This window comes from Brevibacillus sp. SKDU10, from assembly GCF_001645205.1.
GTDB classification, from domain to species: Bacteria; Bacillota; Bacilli; order Brevibacillales; family Brevibacillaceae; genus Brevibacillus_B; species Brevibacillus_B halotolerans.
Map to the genome: position 1 here is coordinate 1 of NZ_LSSO01000004.1, position 6,798 is coordinate 6,798.

The following is a 6,798-nucleotide window of genomic DNA, read 5'->3' on the forward strand; positions in this document are numbered from 1 at the left end:
AGGTCCAGTAGCGCCAGTATCTCCGGTAGGTCCAGTAGCGCCAGTAGCGCCAGTAGCCCCAGTAGCACCGGTAGCGCCAGTCGGCCCAGTAGCACCTCCACTAACCTGTAATAATGCGATGTCATCAACAACTATATCCGCAGTAAATAGGGCAGGAATTTTATTAATAATAAGCAAAGCTTGAGTAGCAGTTGCTGGAACAACAGTAGTGGTTTCGTAAATTGTAGTCCAAATATCAGCTGCGTTATCCGGAAGATGACCTGTTGGTATTGTAATATTAATTCCAATACCAACAGGGGTAGCTGCTACATCTAAATAGAGTAGAGCAATGTTTACTTGAGGACTCAATAAATTACCTAATTTTGCAATGGATAGAAACAATTCGAAACTATCTCCAGGTGTTACAGGTACTGATTGAAACAATAGACTATTTGCTGCATTTCCAAATAATCGTGCACTAAAAAAACCGGTGTGACTTTGTAGATTAGTAATTGCTACATTTGTAAAGCTCCACGGGATCAGGGTTCCCGTTTCAAAACCACCATTTACAATTTTGTTACTAAAGGGCAACTAAACCACCACTTTCATGAAAAAGGTTTTGGTGCTAGTACATCGTATGTTGCCCATTCTATTAAGGGAACGGTAAGTATCATTAGTTCGAATCCCAATTTTGAAAGAAAAGGATTGCCTAGAGAAATAGATTATATTAAGACACATAAAGAAGATTAAAAAGCTTAATCACATAAAAGCTTACAGATGTAAACAAACAGAGATAATAAAAGACCTTATATTAGCAAAAATAATTTTATAGCTTGTTCTTACAAAAAAACGCACGTCTTTCCTGAATATCGAGTTCCTTGGAAAAGTAGAGGAGAGATGAATAAAAACAATCAATACAATTAAGGAAGCAAAAAATAATAGATGAATGGGAAGGTTTAAACGAAATAGGGGCTTGATAAAAGTAGCGGAGGGAGAATTCATTCTTTCAAAGAATACACTTTTGAGTCCTAATTTGCGATCAATAGAAAAGGGGGACTGGTAAAAATAATAGAGGATTCTATCAATAATAAAGTGATCCTAATTTATAACTTCCATTTTACATGAGATAATACCGGCGTAGCAGATACTACGCTGGTATCATCTAAATTAATGTACTCCCGTTTTAAGGCTGTGTAGCTGCATATGTAAGGATTTTAACAATCTGAGTAAGGTATCCACATCTTCAGGATCCATGCTTTGTAAAGCAGTTTCCATAACATGATGAGCAGAAGAGTGATTATTGATCGTTTGAGATAACTTGTGTCCTTCAGGTGTCAACGACAAAATGATTTCGCGTCCATCTTCTCGAGAAGGTTCACTGGTAAGATATCCAAGCGTTACTAGTCCATCTATAGAGATGCCCAGAGTGCTTTTAGCTGTTAACAAGCGATCTGTTAATTGTTTCAATGTTTTTAACTCCGGATGGAAGCGAATGACATTTAAGATAGCTAACTGTTGCAAGGTAAGGCCAGCATGGGCAGCATCTAGCTGGGTCAATTTAGATGTGATCCTATTGATAGCCCAAAATGATTGCAGAAACGCAAGGGATTGTTTCATTTCTACCCTCCTATTATTCAATTTTGATACTTTGATTTCTGACAAATAGTTTAAGTTTGAATTATTTGATATCGAACGATTGCATGCATAAGTTTAGCTGATGCTTTATAAATTGTAAAGGATGCTTTCAACACACATAGTGAGCTTGCATATAGTATAGGAAGCGGATATGACCAAGAAAGTGTCCGGGAGGTTGACTGGGTGTATTCATCTGACATCTAACCGTGTGTCGCGTAGGGGTGTTGTTCGTCTATGACAATGAAGAGGGGGGATTTCATATGCCAAACCATGTACGCCATATTTTCGCAGCAGTTTATACCTCCAAAGGGTATTACAGCTTTTATGATTCCATTTTACAAGATATAAATTACCTGTACCTGATAGATGGTCCGATCGGCACTGGGAAGTCGGCTGTTCTTGCATCGATCCAACAGAGGTTGGCTGAACAAGGGGATACCATACAAGTGGTTCATTCTCCTTGGGAGCAAAAAGATATAGATGCTCTGCTATTACCAACCCAACGAATTGCCATTTTAGATGGAAACATTTATGAGAAGGCAGTTGCCGACAAATCAAGGTTTAAACTGTCTGTTATTAATATAAAAGAAGCTTGTGATGTAACTAGGCTTACCCAATCAGAGAATAAAAATAAGGAATACGAAGAACAAATGGAGGCTGAATTAGAAGAAGCGTATGATTCTTATCGTGATGCGTTGTTTGTTCATGATGATTGGGAGAGAATTTATATTAGTAATCTAGATTTTGAGAAAGCCAACAAGGCAGCAGAAGAAGTCTGCCATACAATCTTTGGGGATGTTTTTTTACAGAAGGAATCGCGTGTGCAAGAATGTTATTTTGGGGCAGCTACGCCAAATGGTAATGTGGATTATATTATGAGCCTAACGGAAGAGATCGTGCGGTATTTTATAAAAGGACGCCCTGGTTCAGGGAAGTCTACATTGCTAAAAAAAGTGGTTCAGGAAGCCAAACAGCGTGGTTTTGATATGGAAATTTATCATTGTGCCTTAGACCCAAATAGCTTAGACATGGTTATTGTACCGGAAGCTAATGTAGCGATTTTTGATAGTACAGCCCCGCATGAATATCTTCCCAGCCGAAGCTCTGATCGCGTTATTGATATGTATGAACGAGCAATTGCTCCGTTTACGGACCAGAAATATGCCTTTCAATTACGCTCCATATTAAATAAATATAATCAGACAATCAAACAAGCGAAGGAGCATTTGATTCAAGCTAAATGGTTCCGGGATCAGATCGTTAATGAAAATAAGCAAGCAGTTTATTTTGAAAAGCTAGAAGGAATTACAGATCGGCTACTAAAGCAGCTGAACGAAGCATAATTTGATAGTCTGCAAGTAAAAACAAAACGCGTTCCTGCTTATATCGAACTCAGGAACGCGTTTTGTAATGAATAGTGTAGTACGAAAAGTTAAGGAAGAACTACTAAATGAGTAGTCAAAGGTAATTCCCGCCCGCTAGAAGGATGGTTTAAAACTTTACCATTATAGTAAAAGACACTGGAACTTCCGCCATCTAGGTTGTATGCGTCACGTACTTTAAACTCAAGCAGTTTACGTTGGGCTTCCTCTAGGGTAACCCCTTTGCTGCCACCTTTATTGCGTCCGTCAATTACGATAAATAACAGATCACCATTTTCAAAATTTCCGATCAGTGTACGTGGTTCACGCCGGTTTGCCCATGCTTTTGGAATTGCTTTTTTCTGACCATTTTCCAAAAGGATTGGCAAGAAGCTCGCTCCCTGCATGATGCCGTTCTTTTTCACTTGCTCCTGTGATGTAAGACGTCCACTGTGCAAGCGACCATTTTTATTAAAGCCGACAAAGCTTAGATTCGGATTATTGGAAAACGTCTTGACCTGTCCATCTACCACTGTAATGCCGAGTGGGGCCAGTTTACCATTGCGTTTATCAAAACCACCTGCATTCACTGCTAAGACGGCACCTTTTCGTTTTGCTGCATGACTAGTTGTTTCCCCCCTGCTATAAACGCTATCGTTGGCCAAGACCATTTTCAGCGCATTGGGGTTATACAGATGGACTTTTGCCATGTAGCCGCTATATCCAGCTTCTTTCAGCGAGTACACTTTAATTCGCGAATTTTTACCGAAGTTTTGTCCAATTGGATCTCCTAGCAGGTTTGCTAGAATTTCATCTAGTAATCCAGTAGATTGCTTCGTCTGGTTTTTGCTAGCTGCTACCAGATTATCAAGCTGTTTCTGATAATGCTCTGCTTCTTTTTTATCCTGATCAGCCGTTTTACGTAGACTTGCCAAAATGTCTTTCGTTTCATTAGAGGCTTTTTCCAGCTCCGAAATTTGGGCAGCGAGTTGAGCGCTTTTTAACGATAGCTTGTCCATATTGGCTTCCAAGGGTGAGGGCTTGGCAAAAGCAAGCAGAATCCCACAAAGGGGAGCCAGCAATAAAACAAAAAACAGATTCAGCCTAGAAAGCACGAGCTGCATCCTCCAGTTTTTTCAGAGAGCCCTTCAGTTCCGCCAATTGTTTATCTAATGTTGTAATTCGTTGTGATAGAGCTTGCTTCGTCTTGTCTGTTCCAGAGATGGTCTCACCAGTTAATGCTAATTCCTCTTTAATTCCATTCATCTCGGACTGTACATTTCCCATTTGTGTTTCAATCATCTTCATCAACTCATCATTTTTGGCTTCCACCATGCTTATGCGCTGATCCAGATAACTCTGTGAAGCGGAGATATAACTTTGCGCAAGCTGAAAGCCGCCAAAGCACAATCCACCCCAGAGTAGCACAATACCAGCGACTAATATTCCCTTGCGTTTGGGAGTGCTTAGTCGTTTTTGTTTTGATGGTCGCACGGCTGCTGAAGCTGATTTTGTTTGCTCCATATAGCTTTGATTCATTCCATTCCCTCCCATTCAAGAAGTCAGGACAGTCCCTTGTAGTTAGGGAGCTTTTTTCTTGTTCTCTTTTTCGAAAAAGCTTGTCCAAACAAAGGCATCTAAACAAGACACCATTCGTGTAATTTAGCGTGAGTACGACATTTTTTACACGACACTCTATTATAGCATGGAATGAATTACGTGTATTTTACCAATCAATTGGAAGAGCTAAGAAAAGAGGTTATTTTCAGCAGTTATCTGCTAAATCCGTGGAATTTCGCTGTTTTTCGACCTGTATAGCATGAGATAGACTACCTGCTTGCAATAATAAAGCTGGATTGGACATTTATATAAAAAATGGAAACGGACAGTTTCGTAATCTAAAACTGTCCGTTAGTTACATTCCTATTTATTGTTCTGACAATTGTTTGGGTGGCAGAATGGATTGCTGTTTCGCTGCATTCGGATCGGATAAGACCGTGCATTCACGGAAGCTAAAATGCTTACATCCTAAGCATTTTTGATAATCTAATTGAGTTAAAGCGTACTCAATAGCTTCACCTGTATGCGCAAAAAAGTGCTCCTCCCCAATTTTATCTGCCAGACCTGTTTTTGTTATAACTTCTTTAGGCTGAGTCTGAATGCCTGATATGAGAACTTTTCCACCGTTTCTTGTAAAATCGTTCACTACATTTGCAAGGTTAGACTCACCAGTGGTGTCCATAAAAGGAACCTTCGCCATCTTCAGGAGTAGTATTTTAGGGCGATAATGAATGGTTTGCATAATTGATGATTCAAACATAGCAGCCGCACCGAAGAATAGCGCTCCTTCGATGGTAAAAATAGCTATTTGGGGACAATCGTGTCCTTCCTTTACCATATGAGGAGACATTTTTTCGTGTTTTACCGTAGGATCAGGCAGTACCTTTGCAACGGTTAATATGTCTCTCATTCGCTTTACAAACAATATAATTGCCAATATTAAACCTACTTCGACCGCCGTTACTAAATCGGTTAATACAGTTAGGAAGAAAGTGATTACTAAGACAAGCGAATCACTTGTTTTGGTTTTTACGATGTGAACAAATGCCTTGCGTTCACTCATGTTCCAGGCCACAACCATTAAGATAGGGGCCATGCTGGCTAAAGGAATGGAAGAGGCCCACGGAGCAAACAGCAATAATACGATTAATACAACCAGACTATGAATCATTCCTGAAAAGGGACTCTTGGCACCACTTTTTATGTTGGTAGCTGTACGAGCAATGGCTCCAGTTGCAGGGATTCCACCAAACAAGGGGGTAATCATATTTGCAATTCCTTGCCCAATTAGCTCACGATTGCTTTTATGACGGGTTCCAGTCATACCATCAGCCACTACTGCAGATAACAGAGATTCAATTCCTCCGAGTAGGGCAATCACAAAGGCAGGCTTAAGTAACTGAACAATTCGATCCAAGGTGATATCAGGTATATGAAAGTGGGGAAGGGTACTGGGAATTTCCCCGTATGTCGAACCTATGGTAGCCACTTTTCCTTCAAAAAACCATGCTGCCAGCAAACTGGACAAGATAAGTCCGATGAGAGACCCAGGTATTTTTGGAAACAGCTTGGGTGTAATCAAAAGAATAGCGAAACAAATAAGTGCGGTTACAATGCTGTATGGATTGATCGTGGACAGATGGATTCCAAGCTCCCGCATATTTGAAAGAAAGTCTTGATGCCTTTGGACTCCTGTTAACCCCAAAAAGTTTGCAATTTGGCCAGTAAAAATAATGACAGCTATGCCAGACGTAAACCCAATGGTAACTGGACGCGGAATGAAGGCAATAAGTGCACCTAGCCTAAAGATTCCCATCAGAACGAGCATTATTCCAGCTAATAAGCCTGCAATTAGTAAATTCTCATACCCGTACTGCATGACAATTGCAAATAAGATGGGAATAAAAGCCCCAGTAGGTCCCCCAATTTGAAATTTGGACCCACCAAATAAAGAAATAAGAAAACCTGCAATAATGGTTGTGTAAATTCCATATTGAGGGCTAACGCCAGCAGCAATAGCAAAAGCCATTCCTAAAGGAATGGCAATGACACCTACAATTAACCCTGATATGAGATCATGTCGAAAATAAGTACTGTTGTAGTGCTCAAATCTTCCCGACAATTTCATTTTTAACCCTTCTTTTTTTATATATTTGATTATTTGAATATAAGGGGAATATACACCCGCTGATCCGTTTTTGTCAATGTAGGAAAAGAGCTGATACATATGGTAAAAATTTGGTTTACAAACAAAAAAACAAGA

Annotated in this window: 6 protein-coding genes; 1 reads left to right on the forward strand and 5 read right to left on the reverse strand. The window is 39.9% G+C overall.

Translation table 11 applies throughout. The features are described from left to right. Positions 1 to 570: NTTRR-F1 domain (locus AYJ08_RS00865; protein WP_157452761.1), on the reverse strand; the 570-nt coding region annotated here is incomplete at its 3' end. A gap of 576 nt (positions 571 to 1,146) precedes the next feature. Beyond that, positions 1,147 to 1,596 (reverse strand): MarR family winged helix-turn-helix transcriptional regulator, encoded by a 450-nt coding sequence (locus tag AYJ08_RS00870; protein WP_064016211.1) that lies wholly within the window; start codon positions 1,594 to 1,596, stop codon positions 1,147 to 1,149. 278 nt (positions 1,597 to 1,874) lie between these two features. Between AYJ08_RS00870 and AYJ08_RS00875 the strand changes: the two genes are divergently transcribed. Continuing rightward, complete coding sequence (locus tag AYJ08_RS00875) at positions 1,875 to 2,957, forward strand: hypothetical protein (protein WP_064016212.1); 1,083 nt, start codon at positions 1,875 to 1,877, stop codon at positions 2,955 to 2,957. 89 nt (positions 2,958 to 3,046) lie between these two features. On the opposite strand, the gene AYJ08_RS00880 is transcribed toward AYJ08_RS00875, so the two are convergent. The 3 genes from AYJ08_RS00880 to AYJ08_RS00890 form a co-directional block, all read right to left on the reverse strand. Beyond that, positions 3,047 to 4,090, reverse strand: a complete 1,044-nt coding sequence (locus AYJ08_RS00880; RefSeq protein WP_064016213.1) for a phosphodiester glycosidase family protein — start codon at positions 4,088 to 4,090, stop codon at positions 3,047 to 3,049. Then, on the reverse strand, positions 4,080 to 4,514 hold the full coding sequence (locus tag AYJ08_RS00885) for a hypothetical protein (protein WP_031414663.1): 435 nt from the start codon (positions 4,512 to 4,514) through the stop codon (positions 4,080 to 4,082). Before AYJ08_RS00885 ends, AYJ08_RS00880 begins: the two co-directional genes overlap by 11 nt. A 388-nt stretch (positions 4,515 to 4,902) precedes the next feature. Then, positions 4,903 to 6,663, reverse strand: a complete 1,761-nt coding sequence (locus tag AYJ08_RS00890; RefSeq protein ID WP_064016214.1) for a SulP family inorganic anion transporter — start codon at positions 6,661 to 6,663, stop codon at positions 4,903 to 4,905. Positions 6,664 to 6,798 lie beyond the last annotated feature (135 nt).